This window comes from Nitrosomonas sp. HPC101 (assembly GCF_009833125.1).
In the GTDB taxonomy this organism is placed as follows: domain Bacteria; phylum Pseudomonadota; class Gammaproteobacteria; order Burkholderiales; family Nitrosomonadaceae; genus Nitrosomonas.
This window is the reverse complement of sequence record NZ_QRCC01000001.1, coordinates 240,784-261,138: the sequence shown is the minus strand read 5'-3', so window position 1 is coordinate 261,138 and position 20,355 is coordinate 240,784. Positions and strand designations below refer to the sequence as shown.

Below are 20,355 nucleotides of genomic sequence, written 5' to 3'. Positions count from 1 at the left end.
TGTGTTTGTAGAACATCAATCTTGATATGGTCGGTTCGGCTAAATATTTTAATCCGGAACCTAACGGAGAAATAACAACTGATATGAAGAAAAAATATTTTGGTACGGATGGTATTCGTGGCAGGGTGGGAGAATTTCCGATAACGCCGGATTTTTTTTTACGTCTGGGTTACGCTGTCGGCAAGGTATTGCTGACTTCTGATTGGCAACTGACTGCGGATAAGCGACCTACCATCCTGATAGGAAAAGACACGAGGATATCCGGCTATATGCTGGAATCTGCGCTGGAAGCCGGTTTTTCTGCGGCAGGAGTGGATGTGTTGTTATCCGGACCACTGCCAACGCCTGCTGTGGCCTACCTTGTCCGAGCTTTGCGCATTCAGGCCGGGGCAGTTATTTCCGCCTCGCATAATCCGTTTGATGATAACGGGATCAAATTTTTCTCTTCAGAAGGTTCAAAACTGCCGGACAGTATGGAGCTTCAAATTGAAGCTGAGCTGGAGTTGCCTATAAAGACAGCACCTTCCGCCAAACTGGGTCGGGTTCATCGTCTCAAGGATGCAGAAGGGCGGTATATCGAGTTCTGTAAAAGTACTTTTCCTAACCAACTCGATTTGCGAGGGTGGCGAATTGTGGTTGATTGTGCCAATGGTGCGGATTATCAGGTTGCCGGGCATGTGATGCATGAATTGGGTGCCGATGTTGTTACTATTCATGCGAATCCGGATGGTTTCAATATTAATTACGAATGCGGTGCAACCCATATCAAGACGCTGCAGAGTGCAGTCTTGCAACATAGTGCGGATTTTGGCATTGCTGTGGATGGCGACGGTGATCGGGTGCTGATGGTAAGTAAGGAAGGTATGGTATACGATGGTGACAGCCTGGCTTATATTATCGCCAGACATCGGCAACAGCGCGGCGTACTGCAGGGTGGGGTTGTTGGAACACTCATGACCAATCTGGCAGTTGAACAAGCCTTTGGACGGCTTGGTATTCCGTTCGCCCGAGCGAATGTCGGGGACCGCTATGTTTCTGAATTGCTGCAACAAAATGACTGGTACCTGGGAGCAGAAAATTCTGGTCATATTATCTGTCGCGACAAACATACCACCGGTGATGGAATTATTTCCGCTCTCCAGGTTTTATGCGCGCTACGGGAGACGGGTTTGACATTTTCCGACTGGATGCGTGATGTTAGCTTTTTCCCCCAGCGGCTAATCAATGTAAAGGTTTCCAGAGATTTTGATTTTCAGAATGATCGGATCGTAGCAGCGTGCAAAAACGAGGCGGAACAGGTGCTGGGAAGGGACGGGCGTATTCTGTTGCGCGCTTCCGGAACTGAACCGTTGATCAGGGTGATGGTAGAAGGGAAAGAGCCCCAGCAGATTGAATACTGGGCCGAGAAAATTGCGGGAACAATTCAACAACAGGCTGCTGTTTCAACTGTTGGGCACTGAGCAATCACGATCATCGCGAGCTTGTAACATATCCTGTTTATCCTTGTTGCGAGTCATGAGGTATGCGTTGCGTTGCAATTATCCTTACCAATTTATTAAAAACAGGAGTGTTGTCATGCAGCGACCTTTATTGAATTTTGATATCCGATTTCTGATCGTAATGCTGGGTTTTATTTTTCTGTGTAGTGCTGGAACAACGATTAGCGCCAGGCAGCTTGTTAAAATAGACGGATCAAGTACAGTTTTTCCAATTACGGAAGCGGTTGCAGAAGATTTCCAGATCGCCAAGAGAGGGAGCGTCATGGTGACTGCAGGCATTTCTGGTACAGGTGGAGGGTTCAGAAAATTCTGCCGGAATGAGATTGATATTGTGAATGCCTCTCGCCCTATCCTGTCCTCCGAGATGGAGCAATGTCGTAATGCGGGTGTGCAATATATTGAAATGCCCATCGCCTTCGATGCCTTGACTGTGGTGGTTAATCCCGGGAATGACTGGGTTCAGTCCATGACCATTACCGAGCTGAAAAAAATCTGGGAACCAGCAGCACAGGAGAAGATACTGAAATGGAATCAAATCAACCCGGCATGGCCGAACGCCAGAATTAAACTGTTTGGTGCAGGGGCTGATTCGGGCACATTCGATTATTTCACTGAAGCCGTAGTGGGCAGGGCAAAATCCAGCCGGGGAGATTACACGGCCTCTGAAGATGACAATGTGCTTGTTCAGGGCGTAACGAGCGATCTGTATGCATTGGGCTTTTTTGGCTTTGCCTACTACGTTGAAAATCACAAAAAACTAAAGGCCGTAGCAATCGATAATGGTAGTGGCGATGGTGGCATTCTGCCTTCCGTACTTACTGTACGGAACGGAAGTTATCAGCCGTTATCTCGCCCACTTTTTATCTATGTGAATGTCAAATCCGTGGACAAGCCGGAAATCCGTGAATTTGTCGGTTTTTATATGCAACACGCGCAACAACTGGTTGAGGAAGTCAGATACTTTCCATTGAAGAAAGAATTTTACGATCTTAATATCAAGCATCTTGAGAACAAGACGCTGGGTACTGCTTTCGGCGGTGAAGCAGGCATGGGAATCAGTATTGAAGAATTGTACAAGCGCGCAAAAGTTCAGTGATTTACTGCTCTTCTTAACCCAGTCATTTGCCTGACCCGGTGCCTGAATGGATTACTTGCCCATATTTCTCGATATCAAACGGCGTAACTGCCTGATCGTGGGTGGGGGGGGGGTTGCCGCCCGTAAAGCAAGGCTGTTATTGCGAGCAGGAGCGTGCATTCATATCGTATCTCCCGTCATTGATGAAGAGTTGAATCGTCTGTTGCTGCAATACTCTTCAATTATTCATGATGCTGAAATCTTCCGTGCGGATCATCTGCAGGATATGGTACTGGTTATTGCTGCCACGAATGATCGTAAAGTGAATCAGGCAGTCTCCGCGGCTGCCATGCAAGCGGGTATTCCGGTAAATGTTGTTGATAATCCGGATCTGTGCACTTTTATCATGCCATCCATTCTGGACCGTTCTCCGGTTATTGTCGCGGTTTCAAGCGGAGGCAGTTCTCCCATACTAGCGAGGTTGTTGCGTGCGCGACTGGAAGCACTGATTCCCGCAGCTTATGGCCGGCTGGCCAGGTATGCCGCACGCTTTCGGGAGCAGGTCAGACAGCGTTTCACGCATCCGGAGAATCGCCGCTTCTTCTGGGAAAAAATTTTGCAGGGGCCGTTTGCAGAAATGGTTTTTGCTGGTAGAGATCAGGCCGCACAGGATTATCTGTCAGAAGCGCTGAAAAACAGTACTGATCAACCCCCGACTGGAGAGGTCTATCTGGTGGGGGCGGGTCCGGGAGATCCGGATTTGCTGACTTTCCGGGCCATGCGCCTGATGCAGCAGGCAGATGTGGTCGTTTATGACCGGTTGGTTTCTCCTGCCATTCTGGATATGGTCAGACAGGATGCAACACGCATCTATGCCGGAAAAGCACGTAATCAGCATACTCTGCCACAGACATCGATCAACGAACTGCTGACAAAACTGGCACAGGAGGGCAAACGTGTTTTGCGCCTGAAAGGAGGCGATCCTTTTATTTTCGGGCGAGGTGGCGAGGAAATTGAGACACTGTCACAACATCGAATTCCATTTCAGGTTGTTCCCGGAATTACAGCGGCATCAGGTGTTGCCAGTTATGCGGGGATTCCCCTGACGCATCGGGATTATGCGCATTCCTGTATTTTTGTGACTGGACACCTGAAGGATAACACTGTGCAGCTCGACTGGCCGGCACTGGCACGGCCAAACCAGACGATTGTTGTCTATATGGGATTGCTGGGAATCTCCGAATTATGCCGGCAACTGATTGCCCATGGCCTGCACGCCGCTACGCCGGCAGCGATTATTCAACAGGGTACGACTCCTAACCAGAGTGTCCTGACAGGTACACTTGAGACCTTGCCGGCAATCGTTCAGAGGAATCCACTAAAGCCCCCCACACTCATCATTGTGGGGGAAGTGGTCAAACTTCGTCAGAAGCTGGCCTGGTTCAATTCGTTTCCGGAAAATCTGGAATAAGATCAGCGGCGGATCAGATAACGGATGGTGGGACCATCCTGCTGGATTTCCAGTACTTCGTAGCCATGGTTTTTAGCATCAATCGGGATGTTGTTGATTGATTGCGGGCAGTCTGAAATTACTTCCAAAATCTGCCCCGGCTGCAGCTGAGGCAGGGCTTCCAGTGTTGCCACAGCAGGATAGGGGCAGGGTTCGCCGATCATATCGAGGCGAAAATCAGGGATGATGGTACTTGAATTTGATTGCATCAAGGCTATGTTTAGATTGTTTGCAGTGTTTTGCGGGCTTCCCGGGCAAAGAAATATTTTTCCCAGTACAGCACCAGCGCCAGAAATACACCCAGCATAATGTAGGTGGTTAGCAGACCGCCTTGTGGCCCCAATGCTTGGAGGAGATTGACCTTGTCGAAATTTACAACGAGGACAGGCGCCAGATCATCCCACGCCAGCGCCAGCAGCGTGGAGCCAATGATGTTACCTAATCCCACCAGCCAGAAATGTACCTGGCCCTCTACGGCACGGTACATCCAGCCCGTTTCGCAGCCGCCTGCCAGCACGATGCCAAAGCCAAACAGTAGCCCGCCAATGACTGCGTTGGGTCCGGCCCAGAAAATTTTGGGGTCCATGCCCAGCTGCACATAACTGTAAACACCAATCGTACCCACAGCCATCCCCGCGATGATGGCCTTGGCCATTTGTGTGCGTCCGGTAATCCAAAGATCACGAAATGCCGAAGTGAAGCACACCTGTGCGCGCTCGATGATGAGGCCGAAAACCAGCCCAAACAGTGCGGCATAGCCCAGCTTGGGCACATCAAATGCCTTGGCGACAGCCCACAGTACGAAGGCGATAAACAGCAGCATGCCGATACGGAAGTGACGTCGTGCCCGGGAAGCATGCTGATTAAGCGGTTGTGCTGACGATACTTTCTGCAGTTGTACCGGGATACGGAATATTGGCAGCAGACTGACCTTGGCACCTGCCAGTGAACCAATCGCTGTAGCAATGGCAAAAAACCAGGCATGCAACGAGAATTGTGGAATACCGGTGAAAAATGCCGCCAGGTTGCATCCCATGGCCAGGCGCGCACCAAAGCCCGCGATAATGCCGCCCACGATGGCCTGGAACACACGTATACGGTGCTGAGGCAGACGCAGCTTGACGTTATTGGCCCACAAGGCTGCTGAAAAGCATCCCACAAACATACCGAGGATCATTACTCCGTCAATGCGTGTCAGTGGCGTACCTTGCAGACCAATGACCTGGAAATAACCCCAATGAGAAACATCCACACCCAGCCACCGCAGTGCGTGGCCACCCCAGCGGGTGAATTCTCCTGTCACTGCCCAGAAAGTGCCGGTGATTCCAAAGTAAAACGCAGAAAGAATACCAGCCGCAATGACTGCGGGTACGGGCGACCAGAAACGCACTAAGTACTGCTGTTTGAAGTTATGCCAATTCATTTCTGCTCTCTTGTTTTATAGATGTGTGTGGTATATCTGATTGTATTCCGTCTGCGCCGACGTGGGGACGGGAAGGTAATTATTGATCGCGTACCGGGCGATCATCGGATCTTTTGCCGGGTAATTTGAAATATATTTTATGACTTTTATGTATGTTTTGCTTTTAATTATTGGCTGCAGTGGCTGATATAGCAAAGCTCAAATAAATTGATTGCAATCTATCGATGACTTATCCATCATCATTTTGCCGCAAAGTTTTATCTGTTCGAGAGCAGGAGGATTCGCTTATATCAAAGATCTCTAATCATGTGTTCAACGGAGGGCACATTCCCAATCAGATTTTCAATCGCTCCACAATCTTTCCATTCTGCAGGTGGGATTCGATAATTTCATCGATATCTTCCTGATCAACGTAGGTGTACCAGATTTCTTCCGGGTAGATGACGATGACCGGGCCTTCACTGCAACGGTCAAGGCAACCTGCGTTGTTGATACGTATTTTATTTTTGCCACTTAACTTGAGTGATTTAATGCGTGCTTTTGCGTAATCGCGCATTTCCTGGGCGTGGTGATCGTTACAACAGCGCTCGCCATTGGCGCGCTGATTGGTACAGAAGAAAACATGGTGCTGATAATAGGACATGGTGTTACCTCAGTTTGATTTCAGTCCAGATCCGGCTGAGCAGCCGGCGCTGGGTGTGGTTGATATCTTGCAGCATTTCCAGCCGGGTGAGTTGTGCCATATCCGGGAAAATAGCAGGGTTGGTGATGATTTCAGGAAGGATATAAGGCTGGGCAGCCAGATTAGGGTTGCCAGAGCCGGTCAGATTGGTCAGTTCAGCAGAATTTTTACCTTCCAGCATGAAATTAATGAAACGATGCGCAAGATCAGGTTGGTGGCCGGTGTGATGCAGCACCATGCTGTCAAGAGACAGTACCGCCCCTTCCCGGGGGATGACAAAATCCACAGTGAAATGGCGCCCTGTTTTTTGTGCATCCAGCGCAGCCTGATACATATCATTTGAATAACCATGCGCAACCCACAGGTTACCCACCGCCAGTTCGCGAATATAGCTGGTGTTGCTGAAAGCGGCCCAGTACGGTTTTGCCTGTATAATCAATTTCTTTGCCTGCTGCCAGTGAACTTCATCGGTATCGTTGGCGGAATAACCCAGATATTTGAGCGCGGCTGCCATTAATTCACGCTGGCTGTCAAGCACAGTGACGCGCCCTCTGATCTTTTTCAGATACTCAGGTTCAAAGATGATTGACCAACTATCAGTAGGCAAATTCAGTTCAGCCAGTTTTTCACGGTTGAATCCTACTAATGTCGTGGTATAGGCATAGGGGATGGAATAGCGATTGTCCGGATCGAACAGAGTGCCCAGATAGTTCGGGTCAATATTTTTCAGGTTGGGTATTTGTGCTTTATCCAGCGCACTCAATACTCCCTGATGAATCAGCGTATCCATGGCATTGCCCGTTGGCACAAGCAGATCGTAGCCAGTTGCACCGGCGGCCAGTTTGGCGAGCAGCTCTTCGTTATCCGAATAATAATCCTGTGTCACCCGGCATTGGCAGATCTGCTCAAAACGCTCAATTGTTTGCTGGCTGATGTAGTTGTTCCAGTTGAACAGCCGCAGGATATTGTCGTCCTGGTCGGGCAAATCGTTACTCGCGACCTGATCTCCGGAGGTGCAGCTGGTCAGTGTGATGCATAGCAGACAAAAAAGGCTGATCAGAATGCGACTGGATTTCACGATTTTTTCCCCTCCTGCAGGATGCCGGAATCCAGGCGGTTGGCAATAATGATCAGCAGCAGCGTTAACAGCATGAACAATGTGGAAATGGCGTTGATCTCGGGCGTAACGGCGATTTTGATCATGGTGTAGATCTGGATCGGCAGAATGGGTTCACCAATGCCTTTGGTGAAGAAGGTGATGACAAAATCATCGATTGACAGCGTGAACGACATCAGTGCCCCGGCGACCACAGCAGGCATAATCAGCGGCAGGGTGATCAGCCGGAAGGTTTGCCAGGGCGTTGCGCCCAGATCACGTGCTGCTTCAAAAATGCTGTCGTCCATGCCTTGCAGCCGTGCACGCACGATAATTGCGACGAAACCGACACAAAATGTTGTGTGGGCGATGATGATCGAAACCAGGCCCAAGGTCAGGTTCAGTATCTGCAGAAAGAACAGTAGCAATGAAACGCCCAGCAGGATCTCCGGCATGGCGATCGGTGCAAATACAAGAAACGGCAACACCCTGATCCGGTAGCGATGAATAGCCAGTCCTGCCATTGTGCCCAACAGGGTGGCGAGCAGACTGGCGCTGACAGCGATAATCAGCGAGTTGCGTGCAGCCAGCAGCATTTCCTGGTTATTAAACAGTTTGTAATACCAGTCGAGTGTGAAGCCAACCCACTCCGCATTCAGGCGGGAATCATTGAACGAGTAGATGACTACGATGACCAGTGGAACATAAAGAAAAATATAGACCAGGCCGGCAGCAAGCCACAGGGTGAGATTTGTGCGTTTCATATCCGAACAGAAGATTGATTTACTTGGGAGCGCGAGGGCGGGCCAGCAGGGTGAATAATCCAGTCACGCATAATACGACCAGCATGAGCATGATGGACAATGCGGAACCGAATGGCCAGTCGCGCGTACCCAGGAACTGATCCTTGATCAGGTTTCCGATCAGAATATCACCGGTACCTCCCAGAATATCCGGAATGGCGAACATGCCCAGCACTGGGATGAATACCAATGCAGAACCAGAGAATACGCCTGGCAGAGACTGTGGCCAGGTTACCCGCCAGAAGCGCTGCCAGCGGTTTGCACCAAGATCCTGTGCTGCATCGAGTAATACTGGGTCGTGTTTTTCCAGATTGGTGTAGAGCGGCAGAATCATGAAGGGCAGATGCACGTAAACCGTTCCGACCAGCACTGCGAACGAGGAAAACAGCATCATAACCGGTTCAAAGCCAAAAAATTGGAGCATATTATTGATGAAATGACTGAATGCCGATTCCGGGCCAAGAATAATCATCCAGGCGTAGATGCGGATCAGGAAGTTGCTGGCAAATGGGAGGACAACGAGCAATATCATCAGATTACGGTATTTTTTTGCACTTTGGGCAATCAGCATGGCTACTGGGTAGGCCATAATCAGACAGATCAAGGTAGAGGTTGCTGCAACCGCGAAAGATTTCAGGAAAATTTCCGCATACAGGATATCGCTGAAAAAGAAGCGATAGGCTTCAAGTGTCAGACCATACAAACTGGAATCACCTGCCATGGTGTCAGTTTCTGGTGCTACCAGCGGTGCCAGCCCACCATATTCACCAGGGAAGCGGAACGAGGTTATCACCATGATCAGGCTGGGTGCTGCGAAAAATATCAGCAGAAACAGTATTGGTGGCAGGCTGATCAGCCAGCGTGTCAGACGAAATTTGTTCATGGCTGATCTAACAGAAATTGTATAGCCTCTTGCGGCCAGCTGACGATGACCGGATCATTCACTTCAAAAAAACGGGCGCGCCCGGGTGAAGAATTTGCCAGCAAAGCTTCTATCCGGATACCACTGTCCAGTTCGATGACATAGGTGGTGACATCCCCGACATAGAGAAAATCAAGCACCTTGCCGGTATAGGCATGCGGAATTTCCACCTGTTTTGCCAGTGCGTGTACCGCCACTTGTTCCGGACGGATGGCGATTACGCCTTGATCTCCGCTTTTGATGTCCTGCTTCAACGGCAGTGTGGTGGTACCGAGCTGATTGATCTCCAGCGTCATGGTTTTGTCGGAAACCTGAGTTATCCGGGCTGCTATCAGGTTGATCTTGCCGATGAAGTCAGCGATGAAGCGGTTAGTCGGGTGGCCGTAAATTACGGAAGGTTCGCCGATTTGTTCGATCTGTCCCAGATTCATGACCGCAATCCGCTGCGACAGCGCCAGCGCTTCATCCTGGGAATGGGTGACAAAAACGAAAGTGATGCCGACTTCCTTTTGCAGGTTGATCAGCTCACGTTGCATGTCCTCCCGCAGTTTTGCATCCAGTGCGCCAAGCGGTTCATCCATCAGCAGCAGGCGCGGCCGGTTGATCAGGCCACGTGCAAAGGCCACTCGCTGCTTTTGTCCGCCGGAGAGCTCATGCGGAAAGCGGTGTGCGAACCTGGAAAGCTGTACCTCTTCCAGTGCTTTTTCCACCCGTTTCTCGATTTCCGCTGATGCCACTCCCGCCATTTTCAGTGGGAACGCTACATTATTCGCCACAGTCATGTGCGGAAACAGGGCATAGCTTTGGAAGACGGTATGAATGGGACGTTTTTCAGGGGGCGTATTGGCAATGTCCTGACCATCAAGCAGAATCTGGCCGGAATCCGGCACATCGAATCCGGCCATCATGCGCAACAGTGTTGTTTTGCCACAACCGGAGGGACCCAGCAGTGTGAAGAATTCACCCGCTTCAATCGACAGGCTAACGTTATTTACCGCCGTGAAATCGCCAAAGCGCCGGATAACGTTGCGCAATTCAAGTAGCGCCATGACTTTATTCCAAAAAGGCGGATTTTAGCAAATTTGGGTCAGTCGGGTTAGGGGCCTCCGGGAAGCAACAGGAGCATGCCCCAACGGATTTTTACCGTTATGTTGCGGGAATTCCTGGGAACCTTTTGAAAAGCGTCTGCGAGGCGGTCAGTTCAAGGCAAAAGTCGGCATCGAAATGCTCATTTATTACGTATAAACTCTGCTTTCTCGCCGACTTTTAACGCAGAAATGACAACGCAGGTAGTTTTTCAGAGGCTCCTTAGAGATATATCCGGACAAGTAATAATCCAGTTAGCAGTACGACGACCAGTGTCAATATTCGGTTTTGACGTTTTTGCTGTGCGACCAACTCGGCCAGCCTGTCTTCCATATTCCGAGTGCGTTCCTGTTCCAGATTATAGTGCATCAGACGAGGAAATTGCGGGAGCATTACCGCCCAGTTAGTTGCTTCCTTCTGTAGATGGGTAATGAGTCCGCGCAGCCCGATTTGTTCGCTCATCCAGTTTTCCAGGAAGGGTTTGGCGGTTTTCCAGAGATCGAGATCCGGATCCAGGTCACGTCCCAGGCCTTCAATGTTGAGCAGTGTTTTTTGCAGCAGAACGAGTTGTGGCTGAATTTCTACATTGAACTGGCGGGATACCTGAAACAGCCGCAGCAGCACGCGGCCAAAGTAAATTTCCTTTAATGGTCGGTCGAAAATCGGCTCACACACGGCGCGGATGGCTGTCTCGAAATCGTCCGCGCGCGTGTTCCTCGGTGCCCAGCCCGCCTCGATATGCGTCTGTGCTACACGACGGTAATCCCGGCGGAAGAAAGCCAGGAAATTCTGTGCCAGATAGTTTTTATCCTGATCGCTTAACGTGCCCATAATGCCGAAATCGATGGCGATGTAGCGTCCATCATCGTCAACAAAGATATTGCCGGGGTGCATGTCGGCATGAAAATAGCCATCCCGAAACACCTGAGTGAAGAAAATTTCTACGCCCATGCGGGCCAGTTGCGGAATATCGATGCCTTTAGTGCGCAATGTGGCGACATGGCTGATAGGCGTGCCGATCATTCGTTCCATAACCATGACTTCCGTGTGACAATAATCCCAATACACTTCTGGCGCCTTCAACAGAGGGGAATTCATAAAGTTGCGTCGTAACTGGCTGCAGTTGCCAGCCTCCCGGATCAGATCAAGTTCGTCGTCCAGATGTCGGGCAAATTCTGCCACCACTTCGCGTAGTTTCAGTCGCTTGCCATCCGGCCAGATGGATTCGAGCAACCATGCGCCGGTTTCCATCAGTGCCACATCATGTGCGATGACGGGAGCAATGGTGGGTCTCAGGATTTTAACGGCTGCCTGTGTGCCATCCTGTAATACAGCAAAGTGTACCTGGGCGACCGATGCGCTGGCGGTCGGCGTGATATCAAACTCGAGAAAAACCTCATGAACCGGTTTGCCATAGACGGTTTCCAGTATGCTGATCGCCTGTTCCGAAGGGAAAGGGGGTACCCGATCCTGCAGGAGCGCCAGTTCTTCGGCAAAATCCAGCGCGAGCAGATCCCGGCGGGTGGACAGCATCTGTCCAAATTTGATGAAAATAGGTCCAAGTGCCTCCAGTGCCAGGCGCAATCTGACCGCACGTGGCTGTTTGAGCTGAGAACGGAAGGGCAGCAACAGTGAAAATACCTTAAATATACGCAGGCGGATCTGATCAAACAGGATTTCATCCAAGCCAAAGCGATAGGCAATCAGGATGATTCTAAGTAGGCGGAAGAAGCGCATGAAGTAGTCGGTGGTTCAATAAGATTATCGGCAGGCGGAGCCGGTGGCGTTTGCGCGGGATACAGGGTCGTGTTGTACACGGTTTCCGGTCATTGGTTGGTCCGGGACGGATTTTCCATCGCCTGCGATAGCGGTGAAACCAGTGTGTCAATTCGCTCTGCAAGTTGCGAGACCTGCTGTTGCAGTGATTCGGCCTCGGGGCCAAGTTGGCGGAATCGGGTGCGGCTTGCCGTTACCGGCTGTTCTTCAGTGATGAATTCTCCTACTGCCCGGGACAGATTACGCATGCTTTCCAGATGCCAGCGCACCAATCCCTGGCCTGCCAAAGTGACACGACGGGCAAACACATCCCCTATGACTGAACTCAGATTCTCTTCGATTTCAGCCTGAAAGAGCTTGCCGATGTACAGCAGGACATCTGCCAGTAGCGGATCGCCACAGACCGTGATTTCACGGAATGCATCCATCTCGCCGGATGCAAGGCGGGGGATAAGTTCGGCTGGTATGTTGAGAATGATCGCAGCTTGTGCATCTCTGGCGGCCGTTGTGAAATGGCCGTCCTGTGTAATTGTGATATGCAGGCGGATCAGGGAGCCGATCCGGAAACACACGGTTTCGTTCGCATGAGCTTGTAACTGCTGCCGTACCGAATTCGATTTACCGGCCAAATGATTCAGGCAGGCAATCAGAGGGGGAGTCAATATTGAGGCTTGTGTAATCATTACCGGGAACAGGTTGTCAACATGTTTGCCATTAGTGTAGAGCTGGCTCGCATGTCACCGCATGCTCAGGAACACATCCGGTGATTCGTCAATTTCTGCCCAGATTATAGCGTGATTCGACAGGTGAACGGGCGGTTGCATTATTTTTACCCAGCCGGTTGACAATGACTTCGGACAGGGAGAGCTGATCCTGCAGGGCAAGTTCGGAAAGAATCTGCCATGCGTGATGTGTCACGCTGATGGTTTTGTGTGGCTCGGTATATCTCTGCTTTTCTTCCTTGTGGTATCTGTTCGTGCTGATTGCTTTCCTGATTTCCGCCCATTGGTTTTCGTTCAGCCATTTTTTGCACCACCTGTTGAAATGGATTGAATCGATCCTGGATTCAAGATATTCCTGCTTTGCCGTGATGCGTTGGGATTCCGTTGTGCCGAACCACTCCGGATCCTTACCGAGCTGGCTGTCGATAAAAGCGGTGGCTGCCTTTCTATCCTGTTGCCGGATTGTATAAACGTGTTCTGTCATTTTTATTCTTGCTTATCTCGCGCATTGACCTCTGAATTATAAATAATGCTTGCAAATAAAGATATTACAAAGGAATAGAGGCTGAATGCAATGCGAATTTCTGTGCATCCTGCATCGCCCGATGCCCCGTATCCAATACCGGAACTGCCGGAACTGAAGGTGGTTTATACGTTTGTTCAAAGCGACATCCTTATTTTGCTGCGGTAACCTGTTGCAAATTCCAGACAGGAATCCTCTTATGAACACCGATCTTGAGCAGTTCTACGAGATATTTTTTGAGGAAGCAGGTGAATTGCTGGCGGAAATGGAAACACGCCTGCTGAATCTGGATATTCTATCACCCGATCCGGAAGATCTGAACGCGATATTCCGGGCGGCGCATTCCATCAAAGGAGGTGCAGGAACCTTCGGCTTTACTGATATGGCCGGGCTTACTCATGTGCTCGAATCTTTACTAGACAGATTGCGCAAGGGCGAGTTCGAACTGCGTGCTGAAATGGTGGATATCTTCCTGCATGCCAGAGATGTGCTGAGAGATCAGCTCAATGGTCACAAGGGCAACAGTTCAGCCGATCCAACGGAGATGGAAGCGGTCAATCGTAAACTGAAAGAACTGGAGATGGACACTGGCAGCAATCATGCAGCACCTGAATATCCGCCTGCTATCGATCAGACGACTGAAGCGGCCGCTGCACATGGAGAAAAAGCAGAGAACAGAATACTGCTTTCGCCCAATGATCTTGTGAATTCCGGGGTGAAACCGCCTGCCAGGGCTGCTGTTAGCGCGTCGCACTCAAAGCAATCGGCAGATCACTCCGCATCATCAAGTGGCAATGAATCCTCCTCCATTCGCGTCAGTGTCGAAAAAGTGGATCAAATGATCAATCTGGTGGGCGAACTGGCGATTACCCAGACCATTCTGGCCCAGACCGCCAGCCAGATCGACTCGGTTATTTACGAGAAACTGCTCAACGGCCTGAACCAGCTTGAACGTAACACCCGCGATTTGCAGGAAGCGGTCATGTCGATCCGTATGATGCCGATCAACTTCGTTTTCAGCCGGTTTCCACGTGTAGTGAGAGAGATTGCTTCCAGGCTGGGTAAGCAGGTAGATCTCAAAATCGCAGGTGAGGGTACCGAGCTGGATAAAGGGTTGATTGAAAAAATCACCGATCCGCTCACGCACCTGATTCGCAACAGCCTCGATCATGGCATCGAAACCCCGGAAAAACGCAAGACGCTGGGCAAGCCGGAGCGCGGCACCATCATATTGCGTGCCTCCCATCAGGGAGGGAGCGTCGTGATTGAAGTGATGGATGATGGCGCTGGTCTGAATCGCGACAAAATCCTGGTCAGGGCACAGAGCCGTGGCTTACCGGTCAGCGAAAACATGACCGATCAGGCAGTATGGATGCTGATTTTTGAGGCTGGATTTTCAACAGCAGATGTGGTGACGGATGTTTCCGGCCGGGGCGTGGGCATGGATGTGGTCAAGCGCAATATTGAAGAACTGGATGGGCGAGTGGAGATCGATTCGGTTACCGGAAAGGGAACAAAGATTTCGATCCATCTGCCGCTGACACTTGCTATTCTGGATGGGTTGTCAGTATCCGTGGGGGATCAGATGTTCATTATCCCATTGGCGTATATCACCGAATTGCTCAAGCCCGCAGCCGAGGATATTCGCATCATACGTGATCAAGGCCGGGTAGTGCAGGTGCACGGGGAATGCCTGCCGGTAGTTGCTCTGCATGAAATCTTCAATCTCGAATCCGCTGCGCAACAGATTCACGAAGGCATTCTGGTGATTCTCGATGCCGAGGGCAGCAAGGCCGCCATGTTTGTCGATACGCTGATTGATCAGCATCAGGTGGTAATCAAGAGTCTGGAAAATAACTATCGCCGGATACAGGGTGTTTCGGGCGCCACTATCATGGGCGATGGCAGCGTTGCTCTGATACTGGATGTCGCGGGTCTGGTCAATATCACGAAACAGAGAATGGTCAATGCAGCGTAATCATTCTGGATAAATTGATCAAATTCTAGCTGGAAAAGTCGATAAAACTGGCAGCCAATTCGCGCATATTACTGAGGAGCAAACCATGTTGTTGACACAAGCCGCAGCCACGAGCGAATCGCTTAATCCAGCCAGGGATCTGGCCAGCAATAAATTTCTGATTTTCCGGCTGGGGAAGGAGGGATATGGCATCGAAATACTCAAAGTCCAGGAAATACGTAGATACGGTGCCATTTCCCGCATCGTCAATTCACCCGAATTCATCAAGGGTGTCATCAATCTGCGTGGAGTCATCGTGCCGATCGTCGACATGCGTATCAAATTTAATCTGGGTAAAGCGCTTTACGATCAGTTCACCGTGGTCATCATCCTGAATCTGTCCGGCCGTGTTATTGGCATTGTGGTGGACGGTGTATCTGACGTTATCAATCTGGATACCGAACAGCTGCGTCCTGCCCCGGAATTTGGCGAGGTGATCGATGCTGAATACATCTTTGGGCTGGGAGCAGTGGAGGAGCGTATGCTGACTCTGGTGGATATCGAAAAACTGATGAGCAGTCCAGACATGGGCATTCTGGAGCAGCGGTGAAGTAGTTGGGTGGATCTGATCTGCCATAACGAGGCATTATGTTTTTGAGGCAAGTCACTTTAAACCGGGAGTGAAAATGTTGCAGAACATGACGATCAAATCACGGCTGATTTTTATAGTTTGCCTATTGTCTTTAACACTGGTCAGCGTGGGGTCAGTGGGATTGTATGGATTACATCACTCTGAGGAAAAACTGGGAACGATTTACCGGGACCGGGCGGTGGTGCTTGGTCATTTTTCAGAAGTGCTGGATAGCCTGCAGCAAGTGCGCTTGCATGCACTGATGGCGACCAGTTCGGAGGATGTCGACATTTCCCGGCAACGGGCTGGTCAGATTCTTGATGAAGATGCTAAGGTTACCGAACTCTGGCGAAAATACAATTTGACGCAAATGACTCCGGAAGAAGGTGTACTGGCCAGCCGCTTCACCGAGCAGTGGAAGATTTATCAGGCTTCACGTAATCAGGTAATTAATCTTGCCCTCAATGGCAATTTTGCTGCGGCAATGGAAAACACTATGCAGGATGCCGGCCCCAAATATGAGGCAGTGCATGACACTCTGATGCAGTTGATCAAGTTGCAGGAAAACGTGACTGCACAAGGGTATGCAGATTTACAGACGATGGCATCCGGTATTTTTTACGTCATGATTACCCTGATCGTGCTGGGCATCCTACTGGCGGGTGGAGTGGGGCTTATGCTGATCCAGGGCATCAGCCGTTCAGTTCATCAGGCGGTACAGGTGGCGGAAGGGATTGCCAGTGGTCATCTGGATCAACGTATTGAAGTAACCGGTCGTGATGAGATTTCCAGATTGATGCAGTCGATGCACAGGATAGTGGAAGTATTGAACAGTTTTATGTCTGCCCAGCAAGAGATGAGCAAACAGCACGATGCCGGCACAATCAGCTACTCCATTCCAGCGGATCAGTTTCCCGGCAGTTACGGACAAATGGCCAATTCTGTTAATAAACTGGTGGCTTCCCATATCGCCGTCAAGATGCGGTTGGTCGAAGTCATTACTCGCTATGCCCAGGGTGATCTGTCAGTGGAGATGGAGCGGTTACCCGGCGAGAAGGCAAAAATTACCGAGACGATAGACAAGGTTAAGACCAGCCTGCGTTCGATCAATGATGAGATCAAATATCTGGTGGATGGCGCGGTGATCGGCGATTTTTCCCGGCACGGCAATGCTGACAAATACCAGTATGAGTTCCATGGCATGGTCAGCAATTTGAATCAGTTGATGCAAACTTGTGAAACCAACCTGAATGATGTTATCCGCATCTTGAGCGCATTGGCAGAAGGTGATCTGACCCAGAAAATCACTCGTGAATACCAGGGCATGTTTGCTACCATGAAAGATAATGCCAACGTGACTGTGGGACAACTGGCCAGTCTTGTCAGACAGATCAAGGATGCTATCGGGCTGATTACCATTGCATCGAAAGAGATTGCTGACGGCAATTTCGATCTTTCACAACGCACCGAGGAGCAGGCAGCCAATCTGGAAGAGACGGTTGCTAGTATGGAAGAGTTGACTTCAACCGTGAAACAGAATGCGGACAATGCCCGCCAGGGCAATCAACTGGCTGCTTCAGCCTCTGATATGGCGGTAAAAGGGGAGGCAGTTGTCGAGCAGGTAGTGGAAACCATGAGTGCGATCAACGACAGTTCCAGGGAAATTGTGGACATCATCAACGTGATCGATGGCATTGCCTTCCAGACTAATATCCTGGCGCTGAATGCCGCGGTGGAAGCGGCGCGTGCTGGTGAACAGGGACGTGGCTTTGCGGTGGTGGCCACCGAAGTGCGCACGCTGGCACAGCGTTCAGCGGCAGCAGCGCGTGAAATCAAGGAACTGATCAACAACTCGGTACTCAAGGTGGAGGATGGCATTCAATTGGTGGATCAGGCCGGCAAAACCATGGATGAGGTAGCGCAATCGATCAAGCGCGTGACTGACATCATGGGCGAAATTTCGGCTGCTTCCCACGGACAGAGCCTGGGCATCGAGCAGATCAACCAGGCGATCGCCCAGGTGGACAAGATCACGCGACAGAATACGGTACTGGTGGAGCAGGCGGCCGCTGCTTCCGAGTCGATGCGTGAACAGGTTGACCGACTGTCACGCACTGTGGCGGCATTCACGTTGGAGCCATCATCCAGTCAGCCGATGGTCGAACGCCGTGGGCCCAATCGTGCTACCAATGTCGAAAGATTGTCGCAGGCGAAGAACAACAGAAAAGCAGCCTCTTCAGGATTGTCCGCACCGAAGCTGACCGGCACGGACGGGGATTGGGAAGAATTTTGACAGTCTGGAAGTATCCAGCAGAATAACAAGGGTGCTGGATCGCCACGCGGCTACGCAGGCTCGCGATGACAAGGTTGAGGGATGTGTAGCTTGTAATGATGGACTAAGATGTACGTACAGTCCGTGAACAAAAGTCAACGCGTTGACTCCCAATCTGACATCGTTTTCCCATGAGGAACATCATTTTCCGGTGTTGACCCAAACATGTAAAGAAGCGCTAGCTTTAAGAATAATGCCTTTGATCTATGTAGCCATCCGGAGATAATCGATAAGAATTTTTTATCGGGTAATGATGAATATGGAATCACCTGTCTGTTTGTCGCGCTATTTCGAGCGTATCGGCTATCGGGGTGCAGCGGAAAATACACTGGAAGTATTGCATGCATTGACCCGCGCACATACGCAGACTATTCCATTTGAAAATCTGGATGTATACCTGAGAAGGCCGATCCATCTGGAAATGGACGCACTGTTCAATAAACTGGTAGTGGCCAGGCGTGGCGGGTATTGCTTCGAGCAAAATGGCCTGTTTTTACAGGTGCTGTTGCAGCTTGGATTCGACGCTCGTCCGCTGGCAGCACGAGTACGGCTGCGTGTGACGGATCGTTCAGAGATACCGGCACGTACCCATTTGTTCATCGGTATCGATCTGGACGGGCAGCAATGGATAACCGATGTCGGTGTAGGAGGGTATTCGCTGACACGCGCGCTGTTGTGGCAGGAAAATCTGGAGCAGGATACATTGCATGATCGCCGTCGTCTGATCCATGAAGCCGGGCGCTGGTTTCATCAGGTTTGGATGGAGGATCACTGGCTGGATGTATACGAATTCCGGGGTGAGCAAATGCCGGCCAGCGATCAGAAAGTGGCCAACTGGTACACCAGCACATACCCGGAATCAAGTTTTACCAAGCAGATCATGGCTGCACGTGCGCTACCGGATGGTGGGCGTATTTCATTATTGGATGGGCTGTTCAAGCATCGTTATCCGGATGGCCGCGTCGTGGCGCACCACGTTGCTTCCGATGAATTGAAGCATGTCCTGCTGGAACAATTTGCCATACGCTGGCCAGGGCTTCATCGATGAGCTGTTCTGTATCTTGACCGACCAGGCAGAGGTGTTTAACTCCGTATTTTCTTGCTGTAATCCACGATTGTGGAGGAAAAGCATGATTTTGACATGCAGGGATTTAAGCGTAAAATCGAATTATTGAAATTTGCGCTGGATGACGTGTTTGACGGACTGGACGAATCCCCGAAATAAAATGATTCGTTTATACTGAAGCAGTCGCAACAAGTTTATTCCCTGCGGTGTTTGTTAAGGTTCGCGTTCTTTGAACTAATTCTTTGTATCTGGTTGCTAGCCAATGGTCACTGTTGTGCGCACTCTGCTACAGAGCGCGCCTGATGTGACCGGCGAGCGACCACTCTTGAACCTGTGGTTCAAGATAGCAGCCTGACGGCATTCGCGGGGATCCTCTTAAGTAGCAGTTTTAATTTTTCTTCAAGTCTTACCTGTAAAAGTATGCGTTTCTGGCTGATGAAATCCGAGCCATCGGAAATGAGTATTGATGGACTTGCTGCAATGCCGGAACAAACCGTTGCCTGGGACGGAATACGTAATTACCAGGCACGTAATTTCATGCGCAACCAGATGCAGGTGGGTGATCTGGTTCTTTTCTACCATTCGAGCTGTCCTGAACCTGGAATTGTCGGTATCGCGGAAGTATCCCGGCTTGCCTATCCGGACGAAACGCAGTTCGATTCCTCCAGTCATTATTTCGATCCGAAAGCGACCCGCGAAAATCCCCGCTGGTTCAATGTTGATATCAGATTTAACAGGAAAACCCGCCTGCTTTCTTTGAAAGAGTTAAGAAGCTATCCTGAGCTGACCAGCATGCGTATTCTGCAAAAAGGCAATCGGCTGTCCATTACTCCCGTCGATCCGTCGGAATGGAAATTCATCGAGGCAAAGCTGTAGAGTAGTAATGCTGTCCTATATGTACTCCTCACGTTTGTGTATCAGGCTATTTGAAGCATCTCTGAAAAACGTCTTAGCAAGAGAGTCAGTTCAAGGCGAAAATCAGCAACGCAGGTGGTTTTTCAGAGATTCCTTGAAATCACCAGTGAGATAACCCGGACATGGAAGCATGGTCGACTTATCTGCAGACAGGGGGAGTGGTCGGTTTCTTTGCTGGGTTACTGGGCATCGGTGGTGGCCTGGTGATGGTCCGATACTGGCTGCATTTTTATGTCTTTGGATTTCCCGGGTGACCGTGTTCTACACATGGCACAGGGGACAACAACAGCAATTATTACCCTGACTTCGATTTCCAGTTTGCGTGCGCATTATGTCC

Annotated in this window: 19 protein-coding genes and 1 other RNA gene; 10 read left to right on the top strand and 10 right to left on the bottom strand. The window is 50.4% G+C overall.

The window, feature by feature from the left end:
* The first annotated feature begins 83 nt into the window (after nt 1-83).
* The 3 genes from glmM (at nt 84) to cysG (ending at nt 4,045) form a co-directional block, all read left to right on the top strand.
* Entirely contained in the window at nt 84-1,460 is a 1,377-nt protein-coding gene (gene glmM, locus ABO04_RS01160; protein ID WP_160808775.1) for a phosphoglucosamine mutase, read from the top strand.
* A gap of 160 nt (nt 1,461-1,620) precedes the next feature.
* Nucleotides 1,621-2,595: a PstS family phosphate ABC transporter substrate-binding protein gene (locus ABO04_RS01155; RefSeq protein ID WP_240141369.1), complete on the top strand. Its 975-nt coding sequence runs from the start codon at nt 1,621-1,623 to the stop codon at nt 2,593-2,595.
* A 46-nt stretch (nt 2,596-2,641) separates the two neighbouring features.
* The gene (gene cysG / locus ABO04_RS01150; RefSeq protein ID WP_160808773.1) at nt 2,642-4,045 is read left to right on the top strand and encodes a siroheme synthase CysG; all 1,404 of its coding nucleotides are present in this window, start codon (nt 2,642-2,644) and stop codon (nt 4,043-4,045) included.
* A 2-nt stretch (nt 4,046-4,047) separates the two neighbouring features.
* Here cysG and yedF read toward each other — a convergent pair whose 3' ends face one another.
* From yedF to ABO04_RS01100, 10 genes are all read right to left on the bottom strand, one after another.
* Nucleotides 4,048-4,293, bottom strand: a complete 246-nt coding sequence (gene yedF / locus ABO04_RS01145; RefSeq protein WP_160808772.1) for a sulfurtransferase-like selenium metabolism protein YedF — start codon at nt 4,291-4,293, stop codon at nt 4,048-4,050.
* 11 nt (nt 4,294-4,304) lie between these two features.
* Nucleotides 4,305-5,507: a selenium metabolism membrane protein YedE/FdhT gene (gene yedE / locus ABO04_RS01140; protein ID WP_160808771.1), complete on the bottom strand. Its 1,203-nt coding sequence runs from the start codon at nt 5,505-5,507 to the stop codon at nt 4,305-4,307.
* Between the two features lie 334 nt (nt 5,508-5,841).
* Entirely contained in the window at nt 5,842-6,150 is a 309-nt protein-coding gene (locus tag ABO04_RS01135) for a (2Fe-2S) ferredoxin domain-containing protein (RefSeq protein ID WP_160808770.1), read from the bottom strand.
* Between the two features lie 4 nt (nt 6,151-6,154).
* Nucleotides 6,155-7,216 (bottom strand): spermidine/putrescine ABC transporter substrate-binding protein, encoded by a 1,062-nt coding sequence (locus ABO04_RS01130; RefSeq protein WP_240141368.1) that lies wholly within the window; start codon nt 7,214-7,216, stop codon nt 6,155-6,157.
* A 47-nt stretch (nt 7,217-7,263) separates the two neighbouring features.
* The gene (locus tag ABO04_RS01125) at nt 7,264-8,049 is read right to left on the bottom strand and encodes an ABC transporter permease (RefSeq protein ID WP_160808769.1); all 786 of its coding nucleotides are present in this window, start codon (nt 8,047-8,049) and stop codon (nt 7,264-7,266) included.
* A gap of 19 nt (nt 8,050-8,068) precedes the next feature.
* A complete protein-coding gene (locus ABO04_RS01120; RefSeq protein WP_160808768.1) occupies nt 8,069-8,971 on the bottom strand; it encodes an ABC transporter permease in 903 nt (300 codons plus the stop codon).
* Nucleotides 8,968-10,059, bottom strand: coding sequence for an ABC transporter ATP-binding protein (locus ABO04_RS01115; protein ID WP_160808767.1), 1,092 nt, complete (start codon nt 10,057-10,059; stop codon nt 8,968-8,970). Before ABO04_RS01115 ends, ABO04_RS01120 begins: the two co-directional genes overlap by 4 nt.
* Nucleotides 10,060-10,318: 259 nt before the next feature.
* Nucleotides 10,319-11,833, bottom strand: coding sequence for a ubiquinone biosynthesis regulatory protein kinase UbiB (gene ubiB, locus ABO04_RS01110; RefSeq protein WP_160808766.1), 1,515 nt, complete (start codon nt 11,831-11,833; stop codon nt 10,319-10,321).
* A gap of 89 nt (nt 11,834-11,922) precedes the next feature.
* The gene (locus tag ABO04_RS01105) at nt 11,923-12,555 is read right to left on the bottom strand and encodes a hypothetical protein (RefSeq protein ID WP_160808765.1); all 633 of its coding nucleotides are present in this window, start codon (nt 12,553-12,555) and stop codon (nt 11,923-11,925) included.
* Nucleotides 12,556-12,643: 88 nt separating this feature from the next.
* Nucleotides 12,644-13,078 carry a hypothetical protein gene (locus ABO04_RS01100; RefSeq protein ID WP_160808764.1) on the bottom strand — a complete coding sequence of 145 codons (435 nt, stop codon included), beginning with the start codon at nt 13,076-13,078 and terminating at the stop codon, nt 12,644-12,646.
* A gap of 238 nt (nt 13,079-13,316) precedes the next feature.
* Between ABO04_RS01100 and ABO04_RS01095 the strand changes: the two genes are divergently transcribed.
* The 7 genes from ABO04_RS01095 (at nt 13,317) to ABO04_RS12295 (ending at nt 20,272) form a co-directional block, all read left to right on the top strand.
* Nucleotides 13,317-15,095 carry a chemotaxis protein CheW gene (locus ABO04_RS01095; protein WP_160808763.1) on the top strand — a complete coding sequence of 593 codons (1,779 nt, stop codon included), beginning with the start codon at nt 13,317-13,319 and terminating at the stop codon, nt 15,093-15,095.
* An 85-nt stretch (nt 15,096-15,180) separates the two neighbouring features.
* The gene (locus ABO04_RS01090; RefSeq protein ID WP_160808762.1) at nt 15,181-15,684 is read left to right on the top strand and encodes a chemotaxis protein CheW; all 504 of its coding nucleotides are present in this window, start codon (nt 15,181-15,183) and stop codon (nt 15,682-15,684) included.
* A 76-nt stretch (nt 15,685-15,760) separates the two neighbouring features.
* Nucleotides 15,761-17,998: a methyl-accepting chemotaxis protein gene (locus tag ABO04_RS01085; RefSeq protein ID WP_160808761.1), complete on the top strand. Its 2,238-nt coding sequence runs from the start codon at nt 15,761-15,763 to the stop codon at nt 17,996-17,998.
* Between the two features lie 298 nt (nt 17,999-18,296).
* On the top strand, nt 18,297-19,085 hold the full coding sequence (locus ABO04_RS01080; protein WP_205012728.1) for an arylamine N-acetyltransferase: 789 nt from the start codon (nt 18,297-18,299) through the stop codon (nt 19,083-19,085).
* Between the two features lie 213 nt (nt 19,086-19,298).
* A non-coding RNA gene (gene ssrS / locus ABO04_RS01075) (6S RNA) lies at nt 19,299-19,477 on the top strand.
* A gap of 46 nt (nt 19,478-19,523) precedes the next feature.
* Nucleotides 19,524-19,979 carry an EVE domain-containing protein gene (locus ABO04_RS01070; protein WP_160808759.1) on the top strand — a complete coding sequence of 152 codons (456 nt, stop codon included), beginning with the start codon at nt 19,524-19,526 and terminating at the stop codon, nt 19,977-19,979.
* Between the two features lie 161 nt (nt 19,980-20,140).
* On the top strand, nt 20,141-20,272 hold the full coding sequence (locus ABO04_RS12295; protein ID WP_345852741.1) for a hypothetical protein: 132 nt from the start codon (nt 20,141-20,143) through the stop codon (nt 20,270-20,272).
* Nucleotides 20,273-20,355 lie beyond the last annotated feature (83 nt).